General features: G+C 74.4%; 18 protein-coding genes and 1 pseudogene. 10 read left to right on the top strand and 9 right to left on the bottom strand.

What is annotated here, in order from left to right; translation table 11 throughout:
* Nucleotides 1-23 precede the first annotated feature (23 nt).
* Nucleotides 24-773, top strand: coding sequence for a helix-turn-helix transcriptional regulator (locus ACWEFJ_RS31525; RefSeq protein ID WP_378087649.1), 750 nt, complete (start codon nucleotides 24-26; stop codon nucleotides 771-773).
* On the opposite strand, the gene ACWEFJ_RS31530 is transcribed toward ACWEFJ_RS31525, so the two are convergent.
* The 5 genes from ACWEFJ_RS31530 to ACWEFJ_RS31550 are packed head-to-tail and all read right to left on the bottom strand — an operon-like array spanning nucleotide 700 to nucleotide 3,853.
* The gene (locus ACWEFJ_RS31530) at nucleotides 700-1,245 is read right to left on the bottom strand and encodes a hypothetical protein (RefSeq protein WP_378087651.1); all 546 of its coding nucleotides are present in this window, start codon (nucleotides 1,243-1,245) and stop codon (nucleotides 700-702) included. The two genes, ACWEFJ_RS31525 and ACWEFJ_RS31530, sit on opposite strands and share 74 nt — an antisense overlap.
* 29 nt (nucleotides 1,246-1,274) lie before the next feature.
* Complete coding sequence (locus ACWEFJ_RS31535) at nucleotides 1,275-1,913, bottom strand: hypothetical protein (RefSeq protein ID WP_449715972.1); 639 nt, start codon at nucleotides 1,911-1,913, stop codon at nucleotides 1,275-1,277.
* Nucleotides 1,906-2,172 (bottom strand): WXG100 family type VII secretion target, encoded by a 267-nt coding sequence (locus ACWEFJ_RS31540; protein ID WP_378087655.1) that lies wholly within the window; start codon nucleotides 2,170-2,172, stop codon nucleotides 1,906-1,908. The genes ACWEFJ_RS31535 and ACWEFJ_RS31540 overlap by 8 nt, the downstream gene beginning before the upstream one ends.
* Nucleotides 2,169-3,395 (bottom strand): PPE domain-containing protein, encoded by a 1,227-nt coding sequence (locus tag ACWEFJ_RS31545; protein ID WP_449715973.1) that lies wholly within the window; start codon nucleotides 3,393-3,395, stop codon nucleotides 2,169-2,171. Before ACWEFJ_RS31545 ends, ACWEFJ_RS31540 begins: the two co-directional genes overlap by 4 nt.
* On the bottom strand, nucleotides 3,392-3,853 hold the full coding sequence (locus ACWEFJ_RS31550) for a hypothetical protein (protein ID WP_449715974.1): 462 nt from the start codon (nucleotides 3,851-3,853) through the stop codon (nucleotides 3,392-3,394). Before ACWEFJ_RS31550 ends, ACWEFJ_RS31545 begins: the two co-directional genes overlap by 4 nt.
* A 262-nt stretch (nucleotides 3,854-4,115) precedes the next feature.
* On the opposite strand from ACWEFJ_RS31550, the gene ACWEFJ_RS31555 reads away from it, so the two are divergent.
* The 4 genes from ACWEFJ_RS31555 to ACWEFJ_RS31570 all read left to right on the top strand — a co-directional run bounded on the left by ACWEFJ_RS31555 (nucleotide 4,116) and on the right by ACWEFJ_RS31570 (nucleotide 7,805).
* Nucleotides 4,116-4,691 carry a uridine kinase family protein gene (locus ACWEFJ_RS31555; protein WP_449715975.1) on the top strand — a complete coding sequence of 192 codons (576 nt, stop codon included), beginning with the start codon at nucleotides 4,116-4,118 and terminating at the stop codon, nucleotides 4,689-4,691.
* A gap of 29 nt (nucleotides 4,692-4,720) precedes the next feature.
* Nucleotides 4,721-5,140, top strand: a complete 420-nt coding sequence (locus tag ACWEFJ_RS31560; protein ID WP_378087663.1) for an SRPBCC family protein — start codon at nucleotides 4,721-4,723, stop codon at nucleotides 5,138-5,140.
* A gap of 113 nt (nucleotides 5,141-5,253) precedes the next feature.
* Entirely contained in the window at nucleotides 5,254-6,546 is a 1,293-nt protein-coding gene (locus ACWEFJ_RS31565) for an MFS transporter (RefSeq protein WP_378087665.1), read from the top strand.
* Nucleotides 6,547-6,686: 140 nt separating this feature from the next.
* On the top strand, nucleotides 6,687-7,805 hold the full coding sequence (locus ACWEFJ_RS31570) for a lytic polysaccharide monooxygenase (RefSeq protein ID WP_449715976.1): 1,119 nt from the start codon (nucleotides 6,687-6,689) through the stop codon (nucleotides 7,803-7,805).
* 34 nt (nucleotides 7,806-7,839) lie between these two features.
* Here the strand turns inward: ACWEFJ_RS31570 and ACWEFJ_RS31575 are convergent, their stop codons facing one another.
* From ACWEFJ_RS31575 to ACWEFJ_RS31590, 4 genes and pseudogenes are all read right to left on the bottom strand, one after another.
* Nucleotides 7,840-8,622, bottom strand: coding sequence for an energy-coupling factor ABC transporter ATP-binding protein (locus ACWEFJ_RS31575; protein WP_378087705.1), 783 nt, complete (start codon nucleotides 8,620-8,622; stop codon nucleotides 7,840-7,842).
* 15 nt (nucleotides 8,623-8,637) lie between these two features.
* Nucleotides 8,638-9,279: pseudogene (gene cbiQ / locus ACWEFJ_RS31580) on the bottom strand (cobalt ECF transporter T component CbiQ); the annotation flags it as partial.
* Nucleotides 9,276-9,620, bottom strand: coding sequence for a PDGLE domain-containing protein (locus ACWEFJ_RS31585; protein ID WP_449715977.1), 345 nt, complete (start codon nucleotides 9,618-9,620; stop codon nucleotides 9,276-9,278). The pseudogene cbiQ and the gene ACWEFJ_RS31585, both read right to left, overlap by 4 nt.
* Nucleotides 9,617-10,306: an energy-coupling factor ABC transporter permease gene (locus tag ACWEFJ_RS31590; protein WP_378087671.1), complete on the bottom strand. Its 690-nt coding sequence runs from the start codon at nucleotides 10,304-10,306 to the stop codon at nucleotides 9,617-9,619. The genes ACWEFJ_RS31585 and ACWEFJ_RS31590 overlap by 4 nt, the downstream gene beginning before the upstream one ends.
* 176 nt (nucleotides 10,307-10,482) lie before the next feature.
* On the opposite strand from ACWEFJ_RS31590, the gene ACWEFJ_RS31595 reads away from it, so the two are divergent.
* The 5 genes from ACWEFJ_RS31595 (at nucleotide 10,483) to ACWEFJ_RS31615 (ending at nucleotide 17,549) form a co-directional block, all read left to right on the top strand.
* Nucleotides 10,483-12,966, top strand: a complete 2,484-nt coding sequence (locus ACWEFJ_RS31595) for a DEAD/DEAH box helicase (protein ID WP_378087673.1) — start codon at nucleotides 10,483-10,485, stop codon at nucleotides 12,964-12,966.
* A 76-nt stretch (nucleotides 12,967-13,042) separates the two neighbouring features.
* Nucleotides 13,043-15,991, top strand: a complete 2,949-nt coding sequence (locus tag ACWEFJ_RS31600; RefSeq protein WP_378087675.1) for an AfsR/SARP family transcriptional regulator — start codon at nucleotides 13,043-13,045, stop codon at nucleotides 15,989-15,991.
* A 70-nt stretch (nucleotides 15,992-16,061) separates the two neighbouring features.
* Nucleotides 16,062-16,463, top strand: a complete 402-nt coding sequence (locus ACWEFJ_RS31605) for a hypothetical protein (RefSeq protein ID WP_449715978.1) — start codon at nucleotides 16,062-16,064, stop codon at nucleotides 16,461-16,463.
* Nucleotides 16,460-17,128, top strand: a complete 669-nt coding sequence (locus ACWEFJ_RS31610; protein WP_449715979.1) for a DUF6545 domain-containing protein — start codon at nucleotides 16,460-16,462, stop codon at nucleotides 17,126-17,128. The genes ACWEFJ_RS31605 and ACWEFJ_RS31610 overlap by 4 nt, the downstream gene beginning before the upstream one ends.
* Before the next feature lie 112 nt (nucleotides 17,129-17,240).
* Nucleotides 17,241-17,549 (top strand): hypothetical protein, encoded by a 309-nt coding sequence (locus ACWEFJ_RS31615; RefSeq protein WP_378087681.1) that lies wholly within the window; start codon nucleotides 17,241-17,243, stop codon nucleotides 17,547-17,549.
* Nucleotides 17,550-17,573 lie beyond the last annotated feature (24 nt).

Genomic DNA, 17,573 nt, shown 5'->3' on the forward strand with positions numbered 1-17,573 from the left:
CCCCGGTGGCTACGCTGCTCCCCGTGGACGTCCCCGGCGGGTTCCTGACGGTGCGGGCTTCCGGCGCGGCCGCCGCCAAAGCCGCGCTCAGCGGGGGTGCGGCCACCCCGGAGCACATCCAGCTCCTGGTCGGCTGCACGGTCGCCCGCGGCGTGCCCGGCAGCGGCGCCGCGCTTCGGTTTCCCGATTGCGCGCTGCACGTCCTGCCCGACGTGGTCATGCTGACCGTCGCCGAGGCCCGGCTGACCGTCGGCTTCGGCGAGCTGAAACCCCTGATGTTCCAGCAGGTGCCGGTGGACGCCGCGCTGCGCGCCGTGTTCTCCGGCGCGGTGGCGCACGTGCTCGCCGCCGCCCACGCCCTCGACCCGCACGGCCTGTCCCACCACCTGCTCGGCCTGGCCGAACTGGTGCTGCGCAGCGCGTTGCGGGCGGAGCTGGAGCGCGTGGACTCGTTGGTCGCCCGGCGGCGCGAGGCGTTGGAGTACATGCGCGAGCACCTGTCGGACCCGACCCTGAGCGCGGACCGGGTCGCCGAGGCGCTGTTCATCTCCCGCCGCCGCCTCTACCAGCTCTTCGACGACGGACAGGGCGTGTCCGAGCGCATCCGCGGCCTGCGGATCGACCGGGCCAAGGCGTTGCTGGCCGATCCGGCGAAGGCCGCGCGCGGCATCGGGGAGATCGCCAAGGACTGCGGTTTCGTCAGCGCCGCGCACTTCTCCCGGACGTTCCGCCAGGTGGTCGGCCGGACGCCGAGCGAGTTCCGTAACCGCTGACCGGGTCGAACACGACGCCGGACACGAACCGGCCCGCCACGCCCGCCACGTCCAGCCAGCCCCGCCCGGTCGGCGAGTGCAGGGTGAACACCGCGAGCCGCGGGTGGTCCGGGTCGGTCACCACGACCTGGAGCTGCGCGCCCGGCCCGCCGACCGGGATGCGCTCCACGATCACCACCGGGTAGCCGGTCGCCGTCTCGCCCCGGGTCACCTCGCGGATCGCCGGGCCGTCGAGGTGGAAGCCCAGCTCGTCCGGTTCGGTCGGCCGGTCCACGCCGACCACGCCCGCCACCAGCAGCGCCGGGTCGGCGTCGCGGTGCTCGACCACGGCCAGCAGCCCCGCGCCGTGCGCGTGCGCCAGCTCGGCGGCCTGCGTGGCGGACACCTCCAGGCCGGGGTCGCGGGTGCCCTTGAGCCGGCGCAGGACGGCCAGCAGCTCGGCGGCGGTGCGTTCGGGGGTGCTTAAGGCCACCGGGGTCACCCCCGGCACGGGAGCGAGTCTCACCCCAGGCCCGCCCGGAACGCCGCCGCCGCGCCCCTGGTGGACGCCGGTCGAGGTGTGCCGAGCAGCACGGAGGCCAGCTCGGCGGTGAGCGAGGAGAAGTTCGCCAGCGTGTCCGCGACGGCGGTCGACGGTTCCGCGTCGCGCAGCCGTTCGGCGACCCGCCTGGCCTCCGCGCGGTGGTCGCGCTCCAACAGCCGGGCCTCCTCCAGCACGTCGTCCAGTTGCCGGCGCAGCTCGTCGTGCCGCGCCACGGCCCGTTCGTGGGCCTCGCCGTCGGCGGCGGTGAACGCGGCCATCGCGCCGGTGCGGTCCAGCTCGTCGGAGGCTTCGGCGAGCGCGCGTCGCACCGCGAGCGCGCGCCGGTCCAGCTCCTCGGCCCGCCGCTGGTTGCCCAGCAGCGTGGTGGCCCAGCCGTCGAGCACCTCGGCCGCCGCCCGCATCGCGCGCCGCACCGCCGTCAGCTCCGACACCACCGCCTCCAACCGCGTCCTGAACCCGTCCGCCGCCGCACCCGTCCACTCCTCCGGCGGCGCGCCGGGGACCGCGAAGGCGACCGACAGCCGCTCGCTCGCCGCCGCCACCGCGCCCGCGTGGCCGGGCGCGGGGTCGAACCCCAAACCCCGGTAGTCAGTCATGGCGCAGCTCGTCGGCCTGCCGGTAGGTCTCCCCCGCCGCGCGCAACCCGTCCGCCACCGCGTCCAGCTCCACGCCGCGCAACGCGTCCGCCCACTCGGCCACCAACCGCTCGACCGCCTCGGTGACGCCCTCCGGGCCGAGGTCGCCGAGCGGCTGCCCGACCGCGGACGCGGCGGCGCGCAGCTCGTCGGCCGCCTCGTCCAGCCGGGCCGCGAACGCGGTCAGCGCGTCCGGGTCGACCAGGTAGCCGTCGCTCATTCGCCGAGCACCGGCGGGAACGCGGGCGGCAGGTCGTCGAGCAGGTCGAGGCCCTGGTCGTAGCGGTTGCGGTGCTCGCCGTCCTCCTCGCGGTTGCCCGGTGCCGCCCCCGGCGGGTACATGCCGAAGCCCTGCGGGCCGCCCGCGCCGACGACCGGTCCGACGCCGCCCCGGGCCGCCGCGCCGCCCGGCACCGCGCCGAGCACGCCGGACGAGCCCCCGGGGCCGAACGCGCCGGGGCCGCCGCCGGCACCGTAACCGCCGTAGCCGTAACCGCCGCCGTAGCCGTAACCGCCGCCGTGGCCGGGACCGTGGCCACCGGGTCCCTGGCCGAACCCGCCGCCACCGGGGCCGAAGCCCGTCGGCGGGCCGAAGCCGGCCGCGGCCGGGGCGCCGGCCGCGGCGACGGAGGTGGTGCCCTCCGGCCGGACGTCGGGCGGCGGGGACGTCACCGGGGGCGTCTCCCGGGACGGCGGCGGCTCGACCCACGGCGCGGGGACGGGCGTCGGCGTCGGCGCGGCGGGCGCCGGCACGGGCCGGTGGTCGGGTGTCGGCTGCGCGCCGGTCGGGGCGTCGTCGAACACCGGCAGCTGCCGGCCGATCCCGTGGCTGGCCGCCTCGTACTGCTCCATCACCCGGACGGCCCGGTCCATCGCCTCCTGCTGCTCGCGCTTGTCCGGCAGGTGGTCGTCCAGCAGCTGCTTGAGCATGTACGCGCCCTGCGGCCCGTCGAGCGTGGTCACGTCGTAGCCGGCGCGGAACCACCGCTCGGCGTCGGGGTGCACCGGCTCGGGGATCGCGCGGGCCGCCTCCTCCACCGCCGAGGTGTAGCCGTCGAGGCCCGTGCCGACCTGGAACGCGCGGTGCGAGGCGTCCGCGGCCCACTTGGTGAGCCGCGAGGCCGACTCGGCGGCGGCCACCGCCGACGGCCCGCGCCACGACAGCACCAGCGTCTGCACGACCTTCTGCACGTCGGCGGTCGCCTGGTCGATGTCGCCCGCCAGGCGCTGCCACTCGTAGGTGCGGGTGGCCATCTGGGCGGCGTTCGCGGACTTGACCATGTCCCAGAGCTGCCGGTGCGTGTACGCCCGCCAGTTGATCTTGCCGAAGTTCTCCGGCGCGCGGTTCGCCCGGCGCTGCCGGACGCGCTTCGCGTTGCGCCGCCTGGTCGCGGCGGACGCCTCGTGGAAGTCGGAGTAGTACCCGCCCTTGCGCTCGCTCACAGCCGCCCCATCGTCCGCGCCACCTGCTCGTCCTCGGCCTGGTGGGTCGCGCTGACCTGCCGGAGCGCCTCGCGCAGCGCGGTCAGCTCCGCGACGTAGGACCGCAGCGCCGCGCGCACACCGCCACCGGTGTCGCTGCCGCGCAGGCCGAACGCCCGGCGCATGTTCAGCGCGACGGGGCCCTTGCCGTCCCCGAGGGGCTGGTCCATCTCGCGGTCGGTGCGGTCGAGGAGGTCCACCAGCACCGCGTGCAGCCGGTCCAGCTCGCCCACCGCGGTGGTGAAGGAGGCCGGGTCCAGCTCGATGCGGTCACCGCCCTCGGCGACGACCCCGGCGGCGCCCGCCCCGGTCGGGCCGGACACGGCCGGGGTGGCGACGGCGGCCGCCCCCCGTTGCTCCTCGCGCAGCTCATCGCGCATCCGCCGGGCGTCCTCGACGCCGCGCACCCTGACGACCATGCCCACATCGTGGTGTGCCCGCGCGCGGGTGGCCAGCACGGGTGCACAGCGGGAGCAGCGGCGGTGCACGTTCGGACAAGCCGGGGGTGATGTGCGGGGTCGCGCGGGGCGCGGTGGTGGTCGCGGCGGTGGGCCGGGGTGCGGGGCGATCGGGCGGTGGCGGTGAGGGGGCGGAGTGATCCGGATGGCGGGTTGCCGGGGTCCGTCCGGTGTTGTGCGAAAATCGTCCCCCGTGCCGTCACCTGCCGTTCACGCGCGAGCCGTGCTGCTCGCCGGCCCCTCCGGGTCGGGCAAGTCCACCCTCGCCGCCCGCCTCGGCCTGCCCGTCCTGCGGCTGGACGACTTCTACCGCGAAGGTGACGACCCGCTGCTGCCCCGCGACGACGCGGGCCGCCCCGACTGGGACGCCGAAGGCTCCTGGAACACCGCCGACGCCCTCGCCGCCGTCGTCGAACTGGCCACCACCGGCACCGTCGAGGCGCCCGTCTACGCGCTCGGCGAGGACCGGCGGGTCGGCTGCCGCACCGTCACCGCGCCCGGCCTGTTCCTCGCCGAAGGGCTGTTCGCCGACCGGCTGGTCGCGGGCTGCCGCGACGCCGGCGTGCTGGCCGACGCGATCGTGCTCGCGCCCAACGGCCTGGTCACGTTCGCCCGCCGCTTCGCCCGGGACGTGGCCGAGGCGCGCAAGCCGGTCGGCCTGCTCGCCCGCCGCGGCCTGCGGTTGTGGCGGGAGCACTCCGGCGTGGTCCGCCGCTGCGTGGACGCGGGCATGCGCCCGCTGCACCCGGACCAGGTCCGGCACGGCACGATCGGGCGCCCGACGCCCGCGCCGGTGTAATCGCGCCCTGCCGGGGTACTGCTGCCGGCATGGCTGAGTACGAGCACGAGCAGACCGTCCCCGTGGACGCCCGCGTGGTGTTCGACCTCGCGCGGGACGTGACCGCGATGCAGGCGTGGCTGCCGGACGGCCTCCAGGTCGAGCCGAGCGGCCCCGAGCGGGTCACCGGCCGGGTGTCCCTGGGCGACGAGGTGGACGAGGCCGAGGGCTACCTGGCGGCGGACGTGGAGCAGCGCCGGTTGGAGTGGGGCGACCTGGACCGCGGCGGCTACTCGGGGTGGCTCCAGGTGGACGAGGAGGGTCCGGGGCGCAGCCGGGTGGTGCTGCACCTGGACGTCAGCGGCGAGCACCACGCCGCGGTGAGCGGCGAAGCGCACGAGATCACCGACGAGCAGCTCGTCCAGGCGCTGGAACGGCTCGCGTCGCTCGCCACGCAGAGCGTTACGTGAGCGTTTTCACCTGATCACCGGGTTTGAACCGCGAAAACGGCACTTAGGGTGAACGCCGTACGCGAGGGCACGTCCGCACGTCGAGGCCCCGGATCGTCTCGTAGGGGGCTTCGATGTTCCGCGCGTTGCGCGGCCGCAACTACCGCCGCTGGGCGTTCGCCGACCTCGTCTCGGCGACCGGCTCGTGGATGCAGTTGGTCGGCCTGAACTGGGTCGTGCTCGACCGCACCGGCTCGGCCACCTCGGTCGGCCTCTCCGTGCTGCTGGGCACGCTGCCGTCGGTGCTGCTCGGCCCGTGGGCGGGCGCGCTGGCCGACCGGCTGCCGGTGCGCCGGATCATCCTGGTGTGCCAGGTCCTGCACGCGGCGCTGGCCGCGCTGCTGGCGCTCGCGGTGTGGCGGGACGCGCCCATGGCGGCGGTCTACGCGCTGACGTTCGCGGCCGGCCTGGTGACGGTGTTCGACGGCCCGGCGCTGGGCCGGTTCGGCGCGCAGGTGGTGCCCCGGGAGGACCTGGGCAACGCGGTCGCGCTCGGCTCGGTGCTCAGCTCCACGGGCCGCATCCTGGGCATGAGCGGCGCGACGGTGCTGGCCGCCGCGCTCGGCTCGCCGGCGCTGTTCCTGATCAACTCGGTGAGCTTCCTGGCCGTCGTCGTCGCGGTGCTCGCCGTCCGCCGCGACGAGCTGCACCCGCTGGGCGGCAGCCCGGTCGACCGGGTCGGCGTGGCCGCCGGGCTGCGGTACGTGGCGGGCAGCGGGCGGCTGCTCCTGCTGTTCGCGCTCGGGTTCGCGCTGTCCGCCCTGGGCCGCAACTACCAGGTCACGATGGCCGCCATGAGCCCGGACGCGACCACGTACGGCCTGCTGTCCACGGTGTTCGCGATCGGCACCGTGCTGGGCGGGCTCGCCGCGGCGGCGCGCCGGGCGCTGACCGTGCGGCTGCTGCTCGCGGCGGCCTGCGCGACCAGCCTGCTCCAGGTGGCCGGCGGGCTGGCGCCCGGCGTGGCCGGGTTCGCGCTCGTGCTGCTGCCGATCGCGGCGGGCGCGGTCGTCATCGACACGACCATGAGCACCCGGGTCCAGCTCGACACCGCCGACGGCATGCGCGGCCGGCTCCTCGCGGTCAACTCGGCCGTCGGGGCCGCCGCGGGCGCGGTGGGCGCGCCGCTGCTGGGTTGGCTGTGCGAGCGGGTCGGCGCGCCGCAGACCCTGGTCCTCGCGGGCACGCTGACCCTCCTGGCCACGGTCTTCGTCGCGTTCGTGCTGGCCGCGCCACCGCACCGGCGGGCCGTGCTGGCGCACCGCGTGCTGCGCCGGCCTCCGCACCCCGCCCCGCCCGCCGGCCACCCGCACGGAGCAGTCCGCCCCGGGGAACGGCGCACCCGCCGTGCCCGCGTCCGGGTGTAGCGGCACACATCCGCACGGCGGCACGGGTTGCGCCGCTCGGATGCACTGTGTAATCGCCCATTCACAGATCGAGGTGGCCCCGGTTACAGTCATCACGTTCCTGGGAGCGCTCCCAGAACCTCAACGAGGAGGTGAACGACGTGACGGCCCGACGATGGATCGCGCTGGCCTCGGCCGCTGCGGCAGGACTGCTGGTCGCGACGCTCGTGAGCGTGGTCGGCCCCACCACCGCGTCCGCGCACGGCGCGATGATGACGCCGGGCAGCCGGACCTTCCTGTGCTGGAAGGACGGCCTGTCTCCGCAGGGCGACATCCGGCCGCAGAACCCGGCCTGCGCGGCCGCGGTGGCGGCCGGCGGCACGAACGCCCTGTACAACTGGTTCGGTGTGCTGCGGTCCGACGGCGCCGGCCGCACCAGCGGCTTCATCCCGGACGGCAAGCTCTGCAGCGGCGGCAACCCGACGTTCTCCGGGTTCGACATCGCCCGCAACGACTACCCGGTGACCCACCTCACCGCCGGCGCGAACTTCAACTTCACCTACAACAAGTGGGCCGCGCACCCGGGCACCTTCCACCTGTACATCACCAAGGACAGCTGGAGCCCGACCCGGCCGCTGGCGTGGAGCGACCTGGAGAGCACGCCGTTCCACAGCGTGACGAACCCGCCGAACAGCGGCGCGGTGGGCACGGTCGAGGGCAAGTACTACTGGAACGCGACGCTGCCGACGGGCAAGTCCGGTCGCCACATCATCTACTCGGTGTGGACCCGCTCCGACAGCACGGAGACGTTCTACAACTGCTCCGACGTGGTGTTCGACGGTGGCAACGGCCAGGAGACCGGTGTGGGCAACGGTGGCGGCACGACGACGACCACCACGACCACCACGACGACGACCACCACGACCACGAGCAGCACCACGCCCACGACCCCGACGACGCCGACCAACCCGGGTGACGCGAACTGCATGGCGATCTACAAGATCTCCAGCGCCTGGTCCGGCGGCTTCCAGGCCGAGGTCGAGATCATGAACCACAGCAAGAGCGCGTACAACGGCTGGACCGCCAAGTGGACGTGGGGCGGCAACCAGTCGATCACCAGCCTGTGGAGCGGCGTCAACTCCGGCTCCGGTCAACAGGTGGTCGTGAAGAACGCGGCGTGGAACGGCACGGTGGCGCCGGAGGCGTCGGTGAAGTTCGGCTTCACGGCCAACTACTCCGGCACGAACTCGCTGCCGACCGTCACCTGCACCAGCCCCTGATCGACGGCTGATCCGGGGCGCCACCCCGGGGGCATCACTCCAGGCGGAACCCGAACGGGAGCTCCAGCCGGTGCCGGGCCAGCAGCCCGGTGTCGGCCAGGAGCTCCCGCGTCGGTCCGTCGGCCACCACGACGCCGCCGTCCACCAGCACGCTGCGCGGGCAGAGCTGCAACGCGTAGGGCAGGTCGTGGGTGACCATCAGCATGGTGCGGTCCAGACCCAGCAGCACCTCGGCCAGCTCTCGGCGGGCCACCGGTTCCAGGTTCGCCGAGGGCTCGTCGAGCACCAGGATCTCCGGGTCGCACGCCAGCACCGTGGCCAGCGCGACGCGGCGGCGCTGCCCGCCGGACAGGTGCAGCGGCGACCGGTCGGCGAAGTCCGCCATCCCCACCGCGTCCAACGCGCGCCGCACGCGCTCGTCCAGCTCCTCGCCGCGCAACCCGAAGTTCGCCGGCCCGAACGCCACGTCCTGCCGCACGGTGGGCAGGAACAACTGGTCGTCGGGGTCCTGGAAGACCATGCCGACGCGGCGGCGGATCTCCTTGAGGTTGTCCTTGGCCACCGGCAGCCCGGCCACCTCCACCCGGCCGGAACCCCCGCCCAGCACGCCGTTGAGGTGCAGCGCGAGCGTCGTCTTGCCCGCGCCGTTGGGCCCGAGGACCGCGACCCGCTCGCCGCGCTCCACCCGCAGGTCCACGCCGAACAGGGCCTGGTGGCCGTCCGGGTACGCGTACGCCAGGCGCTCCACCACCAGCGCGGGCGCGGTCCGCAGCGGCTCGACCGCCGCGCCGGACCCGCCGCCCGCTCCGTCGGGCATCCGGCCCGTCCAGCCTCGTGACACCATCGCCAGGTGCACCCTCTCGCCGCGTTCGTAGGAGCGGATGAACAGGCTGCCGATGCCGCGCGCGGTGGCGCCGAGCTGCCAGAGGAACCTCGGGTCGTCACCGCGCGAGATCCGCGCCACCCGCATCCGCCGGGCCTCGCCGACGATCACCTCGGCGTAGCGCAGCATCAGCGTCGCGATGGTGACCAGCACGGAGGGCAGCCGCAGCCGTTGCAGGCCGAGCAGCAGGTCCTGCGGCGCGGTGGTGGCGGCGAGCGTCAACGACGTCAGCAGGCCGAGCGTGCCCTTGGCCAGGATGTTCCACCCGGCCAACGCGCCCTCGACCGACACCGACAGGCCCAGCCAGTCCACCCGCTCCCCCGCGCCGGTGAACGGCAGCACCAGCGCCAGGAGCACGAACGGCAGCTCGATCACCGACCGCGCGGCGAACCACCGCACCGGGACGCGGGCCACCGCCCAGACCGCCGCGAGCGCGAGCAGGTAGGCCCCGAACGCCCAGAACGCCTCGCGCGGCGTGGCCACCACGCACAGCACCGCCACCACCGCGGCCACGATCTTGACCTGCGGCGCGAGGCGGTGCACCGGCGAGTCGCCCGGCCGGTGCAGGAAGCCGTGGTGCCCGGCGCTCACCCCACGTCGGTCTTCGCGTCGGTCTTCGCCCCGGGCTCCGCGTCGGTCTCGGCGTCGGTCTTGGCGTCGGAGCGGCGGCGCAGCAGCCGGAACAGCCCGCCCGCGACCGCCAGCGTCAGCACCACGCCGACGACGCCCGCCACGCCGGTGAGCCGGTCGTCGCCCGCCACCGCGTAGTCGGCCAGCGGCCCGGCGCCGAGCGGGTGGTCCTGCGCGTGCTCGGCGATGCCGTGCTGTTCGGTGACGTGGTCCAGCCCGTCCGGGTCCGGGTCGGCGAAGTACGACACGACACCGGCCAGCAGCAGGCTGACCACCGCGAACCCCAGGAAGAAGCGCTTCACGACCTCAACTCCAGCTTCTGCGGCACGCCGCGCAGCAGGTGCACCAGGTCCGGGCGGACCGACGCCACCGCGGTCACAGTGATCGCGGTGATCAGGCCCTCGCCGACGCCGATCAGCACGTGCACGCCGAGCACCGCGGCGGCCACCGTGCCGAACCCGACGCCGCCCTGGCCGCCGATGGCGTACTCCAGCACGAAGCCGAACGACGCGAGCACCGTGTTGACCAGCGCGGACGCGAACGCGACCACGGCCAGGCCGCCCTTGCCGCGGGTGGCGAGCCGGCGCAGCGCCACCGCGACGAGGTAGCCGACCGCGGTGCCGATCAACGCCATGTTGGTGACGTTCGCGCCGAGCGCGGTGACGCCGCCGTCGGCGAAGAACAGGGACTGCACGACCAGCACGATCGTCACGCACAGCGCGCCGACCCACGGTCCGACCAGGATGGCGGCGAGCGCGCCGCCGAGCAGGTGCCCGCTGACGCCGGGCAGCACCGGGAAGTTCAGCATCTGGGTGGCGAACACGAACGCCGCCACCAGACCGGCCATGGGCGCGGTCCTGTCGTCGAGGTCGCCACGGGCCTTGACCAGCGCCACACCCACGCCGGCCACCGCGACCGCGACGAACAGCAGCGAGGTGGGGGCGTTGAGCAGGCCGTCGCTCATGTGCATTGCCACCGGTTCGGACACGGCTCCCACGCTAGTTGCAAGTACTCCGCAATGACCAGCTCAGGGCAACAACGATCCCGATCACACCCGACGTGGAACACCGGCCGTACGGCGAGCGCGCGGCCGGGCGGGTCCGCCGCCGCCCCCGTCCCGACCAGGACGGGCCCAGCGCCCGGTGCCACTATGCTCTGCCTGCGATGACTCTCACCGACCGCCTGCCGGCCACCCCCGACCCCGACGTCCTCTACGACACCTTCGCCGAGTGGGCGGGCGAGCGGGGGCTGTCGCTGTACCCGGCCCAGCAGGAGGCGTTGATAGAGATCGTCTCCGGCTCGAACGTCATCCTCAGCACACCCACCGGCTCCGGGAAGTCCCTGGTCGCCATCGGCGCGCACTTCGCCGCGATGGCGGAGGGCAAGCGGACCTTCTACACCGCGCCGATCAAGGCCCTGGTGTCGGAGAAGTTCTTCGCCCTGATCGAGACGTTCGGCGCGGAGAACGTCGGCATGATGACCGGCGACGCCAGCGTCAACGAGACCGCGCCGATCATCTGCTGCACCGCCGAGATCCTGGCCAACATCGCGCTGCGCGACGGCGCGGCCGCCGACGTCGGCCAGGTCGTGATGGACGAGTTCCACTTCTACTCCGAGCCGGACCGCGGCTGGGCGTGGCAGGTGCCGCTGATCGAGCTGCCGCAGGCCCAGTTCCTGCTGATGTCGGCGACCCTGGGCGACGTCACGTTCTTCGAGAAGGACCTCACCCGCCGCACCGGCCGCGCCACCAGCGTGGTCCGCTCCGCCGAACGCCCGGTGCCGCTGAACTTCCAGTACGTCACCACCCCGCTGCACGAGACGATCGAGGAGCTGCTGCACGGCCGCGAGGCCCCGGTCTACGTGGTGCACTTCACCCAGGCGTCGGCGCTGGAGCGCGCCCAGTCGCTCATGAGCGTGAACGTCGCCACCCGCGCCGAGAAGGACGCCATCGCGGCGACGATCGGCCGGTTCCGATTCACGTCCGGATTTGGCAAGACACTGTCCCGCCTGGTCCGGCACGGTATCGGTGTGCATCACGCGGGCATGTTGCCGAAGTACCGGCGGTTGGTGGAGCAGCTGGCGCAGGCCGGTCTGCTCAAGGTCATCTGCGGCACGGACACCCTCGGCGTCGGCATCAACGTGCCGATCCGCACGGTGGTGTTCACCGCCCTGTCGAAGTACGACGGGCAGCGCACCCGGCACCTCAAGGCACGCGAGTTCCACCAGATCGCGGGCCGGGCGGGCCGGGCGGGCTACGACACCGTCGGCACGGTCGTGGTGCAGGCGCCCGACCACGTGGTGGAGAACGAGAAGGCGCTGGCCAAGGCGGGCGACGACCCGAAGAAGCGGCGCAAGGTGGTGCGCAAGAAGGCCCCCGAGGGTTTCGTGTCGTGGAGCGACCAGACCTTCGAGCGGCTGAAGAACGCCGAGCCGGAGCCGCTGACGTCGAGCTTCCAGGTCAGCCACGCGATGCTGCTCAACGTGATCGGCCGGCCGGGCAACGCGTTCGCCGCGATGCGCCACCTGCTGGAGGACAACCACGAGGACCGGCCCGCGCAGCGCAGGCACATCCTGCGGGCCATCCAGATGTACCGGGGGCTGCTGGCGGCGGGCGTGGTGGAGCGGCAGGACGGCGACATCCGGCTCACCGTGGACCTCCAGGTGAACTTCGCGCTCAACCAGCCGCTGTCGCCGTTCGCGCTGGCCGCGATCGAGCTGCTGGACCGCGAGTCGCCGTCCTACGCGCTGGACGTGCTGTCGGTGGTCGAGTCCACGTTGGACGACCCGCGCCAGGTGCTGTCCGCGCAGGAGCACAAGGCGCGCGGCGAGGCCATCGGCGCGATGAAGTCCGAGGGGATCGAGTACGACCAGCGGATGGAGCTGCTGGAGGAGGTGACCTACCCGAAGCCGCTCGCCGAGCTGCTGGAGGCCGCGTTCACCACCTACCGGCGCGGGCACCCGTGGGTCGCCGACCACCACCTGTCGCCGAAGTCCGTGGTGCGGGACATGTTCGAGCGGGCGATGACGTTCGCCGAGTACGTCTCGTACTACCAGCTCGCCCGGTCGGAGGGCCTGGTGCTGCGCTACCTGGCGGACGCGTACAAGGCGTTGCGCCAGACCGTGCCCGAGGACGCCAAGACCGAGGAGCTCAGCGACCTGCAGGAGTGGCTGGGCGAGCTGGTCCGCCAGGTCGACTCCAGCCTGCTCGACGAGTGGGAGAAGCTGCGCAACCCCGCCGAGGAGGCCGCGGAGACCGCGATGGGCGACACGCCGCCGGCCGTGACCGGCAACGTGCGCGCGTTCCGGGTGCTGGTGCGCAACGCGCTGTTCCGCCGGGTGGAGCTGGCGGCCCGGCGGAACTACTACGAGCTGGGACGGCTCGACGGCGACGCCGGCTGGTCCGCCGAGGACTGGCAGGACGCGCTGGAGCCGTACTTCGAGGAGCACGACGAGATCGGCATGGGCCCCGACGCGCGCGGCCCGGCGTTGCTGGTGATCACCGAGGAACCGGGGCTGTGGCGGGTGCGGCAGATCCTGGACGACCCCGCCGAGGACCACGACTGGGGCATCACCGCCGAGGTCGACCTGGCCGAGTCCGACGAGATCGGCACGGCGGCGGTGCGGATCACCGAGGTCGGCAGGTTCTGACGAGCCCGAGGTAGGTCCGACGGCACGGCCGCGGACCGGGTACGAGCACGTCCACGTCGGGAGGGAGCGGAGGCGGTTGACCCTGTCTCAGGACGAATTCGGCGTGCTGGGGTCCCTCGTGGTCCGGCGGAACGGCCGCTCGGTCCCGGTCACCGCCGCCAAGCACCGCATCGTCCTGGCGGCCCTGCTGCTCGACGCGAACCGCTCGGTGCCGGCGAGCGACCTGATCCGCCGCGTGTGGGGCGAGGCGCCGCCGGACCGCGCGGCGCAGACCCTGCCGGTGTACGTGATGCGGTTGCGCCGCGCGCTCGGCGAGCCGCAGCTCATCCACACCACGCCGACCGGCTACCGGATCGACCTGCCGCCGCGGGCGCTGGACCTGCACCGCTTCGAGGAGGCGGCCGAGCAGGGCGCGAAGCTGGCCGCCGCGGCGGACCTGGCCGCCGCCGCCGAGTCCTACGAGCGGGCGCTGGGCTGCTGGCACGGGCCGCCGCTGGTGGACGTGCCGTCGGAGTCGCTGCACGAGACGGAGGCGCCGAACCTCGCCGAGCAGCGGCTGCGGGTGATCTCCGAGCTGGTGGACGTCAAGCTGCGGCTGGGCCGGTCCGACGAGGTGATCGCCGACCTGCGCCGGCTGACCGCGCAGCACCCGCTGCGGGAGCGGTTCTGGTCGCAGCTCATGGTGGCGCTGTACCGGGTGAACCGGCAGGCCGACGCGCTGGACGCCTACCGGCAGGCGTCCACGGCGCTGGCGCGGGAGCTGGGCGTGGACCCCAGCGACTCGCTGCGCGCGGTGCACCACGCGATCCTGACCGGGGACCCGGCGCTGCACCAGCCGGCCGCGAGCACGTGGTCGCCGGTGTCGCAGCTGCCCGCGCCGGTGGGCAACTTCGTGGGCCGCGGCGCCGAGCTGGCCCGCGTGACCGGCATGCTGACGCGCGGCACGGCGACCGTCGTGGTGTGCGGGCCGCCGGGCGTGGGCAAGACGGCGTTCGCGGTCTCCGTGGCGCACGCGGTGCGCGACCGGTACCCCGACGGCCAGCTGTACGTGAACCTGCGCGGCCACTCCACGTCGCCGCCCCTGCCGACGTCCGCCGTGCTGGCGCGGTTCCTGCGGGCCATGGGCGTGCGGGCCGACCACATCCCGGTCGACGAGGAGGAGCTGGTCCGCGCCTACCGGACCCGGCTGCGCGGCAGGCGGGTGCTGATCACGCTGGACAACGCGGCCTCGGTGGACCAGGTGCGTCCGCTGCTGCCCGGCGACCCCGGCTGCTCGGTGCTCGTCACCAGCCGCAACGAGCTGCGGTTGCGCGGCACGGCGGTGCGGCTGGACGTGCTGCGCGGCGACGAGGCGTGGAAGCTGCTGGCCCGGTCGCTCGGCGCGGACGCGGCGGTGGCGCAGTTCGACGCGCTCGGCGAGCTGGCCCGGCTGTGCGGCTACCTGCCGCTGGCGCTGCGGATCGCACTGGGCAACCTCGTCGGCTCGTCGCACGTGGACGTCACGTCCTACGTGGAGGAGCTGCGCGGCGGCGACCGGCTGGCCGCGCTGGCGGTGGACAACGACGACACGGCCGCGGTGCGGCGCGCGTTCGACCTGTCGTACGCGGCGTTGCCGCCGGACGCGGCGCGGCTGTTCCGGTTGACCGGGCTGCTGCCGGGGCCGGACTTCAGCGTGGCGGGCGCGGCGGCGCTGCTGGACGCGCCGGAGGACGCGGCGCGCGGGCTGCTGGAGGACCTGGCGTCGGCGCACCTGGTGCAGCGGGTCGGGCCGGACCGGTTCGCGCTGCACGACCTGCTGCACGACTACGCGGCGGACCGCGCGGCGGCGGCGGGCGAGGACCTGGAGGCCGCGCGGCGGCGGCTGTTCGACTGGTACCTGCGCACGGCGGTCGAGGTCGGCGACGTGCTGTACCCGGAGCTGGGCGTGTCCGGGCCGCCCCGGATGACGCCCGACGCGGCGCGGGCGTGGCTGGACGCGGAACGGCCCAGCGTGCTGGCGGCCACCGAGCACTGCGCGGCGCACGGCCCGCTGCCGCTCGCGTGGCGGCTGATCGACGCGGTCGGCGGGTACTTCGGCTCGCACGGCCACCACGTCGAGTTCGTGCACGCCATCGACGCGGCGCTGGGCGCCGCCCGGACGGCGGGCGACCACGACGCGGAGACCATGATGCTGGTGTGGCTCGCGGCCGAGCACCGCAACCTGGGCAACCTGCGCACCGCCCAGCGCTACCTGCGGTCGGCACGACCGTCCGGTCCGACCGTGTGGCTGCACGCCGGGCTGGCCGGGGTGGTGCACCTGGAGCTGGGCGAGCTGCCGACCGCGTTCGCGTCGTTCGAGCGGATGATGGCGTTGACCCGCGAGGAGTGGGCCGGGCCGCACGTGCGGATCGGGGCGCTGGCCGGGCTCGGCGCGGTGCGGATGATGCGCGGAGAGTCCGCGGCGGCGAAGACGCTGCTGAGCGAGGGCCTGGAGCTGGCCCGGACCGCCGACGGGGTGAACCTGGAGGCGGCCTGCGCGGCGCTGCTCGGGCGGTGCCACGCGGCGACCGGCGAGTACGAGGGCGCGGTGGAGCTGCTGCGGCACGCGATGGCGGCGTGGTACCGGACCGGGGCGCGGCACGCGCGGGCCGAGGCGACGGCCCACCTGGCGGCGGCGTTGTGCCTGGGCGGTGACCACGCGGAGGCGTTGCGGACGGCGCAGCGGGCGCTGGCGCTGGCGCAGGAGCTGGGCGGCAGCCCGCGCATCGAGTCGGAGGTGCACAACGCGCTCGGCCTGGTGCTGCGGCACCTGGGCAAACCCGGCCGGGCCGTGGCGGCGCACCGGCGCGCGTTGGAGCTGGCCACGGCGGCGGACTACCGCTACGGCATCGCCCGGTCGCACATCCACCTGGTCCGGGCGCTGTCCGCCGACGGCCGCCGGGCCGAAGCCCTGCGCCACGCGCGGGTGGGCCGCGACCTCGCCTCCCGCAGCGGTTTCGGCGAGTTCGCGACCATGGCCGCCGTGGCGTTGGCGGACCTGGCCTGACCCCTCGCAGCGAGGGCTCCCGGCCGTGGTCGGGGTGGTTCGTGGTGCGGCCGGCCCGGAACACCGGGCCGTGCCCGGCCGCACGGAGCCCGGTCACGTGGTCGACCAGGCGGGACCGGACGTGCCGTGCGGCATGTGGGTCTCCACGGCCGACGCGGACCACGTCTTCTTCACCCGGGGCGCGAGCGCGCTGCACCAGCAGAACATCGTGCTGCACGAGCTGGGCCACATGCTGTGCGACCACGGGACCGACGCGGCCGGCGCGCTGTCCCCGCTCCTGGGCGACCTCGACCCGGCCGTGGTGCGCCGGGTGCTGATGCGGACCCGCTACTCGACGCCGCAGGAGGCGGAGGCCGAGCTGGCCGCCGCGCTCATCCTGGAGGAGGCCGGCCGGTCCACGGGCCTGCCGGTGGACCGGACGTTCGGCCGCGTGTCCACCGCCTTCCACCTCGAGGTGCGCCCCCGCCCGTGACCGACCCCGCCCGCTCCCGCCGCCGGGAGGCCGCGACCGGCCGCGTGCCGCACGGCCGGGGCGAACCCGCACCCATCAGCCGCGCGCTCCGCCACGCACACCGTCGGAAGCACGCACACCGTCGGAAGGCCGCGATCCGCCACGCGCTCCGCCGTCACGGGGCACGCGCCCGGCGCTGGACGGCCGCAGTCCGGCTCGGGCACCGCCGCCGTGTCGCGTACCGCCGCCTGACCGGGCTGTGGACCGAGCTGACCGGGGCCGTCCCCGGCGTGGTGCTGCTGCCGCCGCCGCACCGGTTCGTCACGCTGCTCCCGACCCGGTCGATCCACCTCCTCCTCTACCGGCGCACGGTCGAGATCCGGGACGCCCAGCTGGAGCTGACCGGCCGCGTCCCGCACACCCTGGCCGACGCCGTGCAGACCGCTCTGCACGACCGCGGCCGCGACGACGACCTCGCGTTCAACGCCTGCGCGCTGCTGATCGGGCTCCGGCTGCCGCCCGCAACCGAATCCGTGCCGGACGAGCGGTTGTCGCCGTCGTGGTCGACGGCGGGTGACATCGACCACGAAGCGGCCGAACTGGCGACCCTTTCCCGGTTGCTGCGCGATCCCGTGATCCTCGCCGTGGTCGGCGAAGTCCTCGATTCGCGAGCGGGGACGGCCTAGCGTTTCGGTTTACCCCACCAATCGAGACCACTCCTCTGGGTCGTTGACCACGTCGTCGGGGAACGAGAGCATCAAGTTCCGATACTTCGGCGGCTCACCGGTGGGGGATGTCATGGATTCCGATCCGCACGTCGACCTGGCGCGGATCGCGGACCCGGCGCCACGCACGCCCGCCGAATTGGTCTGCGCGTTGACGGAGTTGGCGCGGGTGGCCAACGAGTGGTCGGACGTGGTGCGGGGCCTGAGCGAGCCGACCCGGAGGCTGGTCGGCAGCGCGGCGGCGGCGTCGGTTTCGCTGGCCGCGCGGCGGGCCGAGGAGGCGTTCCTCGAACTGGAGATGACGCTGGGTGACGCCCAGGCCGCGCGGCGGTCATTGCCCTTGGCCACCCCGAAGGGTGAGGATAGGCGTCCGGTGGTCTAATCGCCGACGCTGCCGACCGCACCG

Source organism: Actinosynnema sp. NPDC004786 (assembly GCF_053601135.1).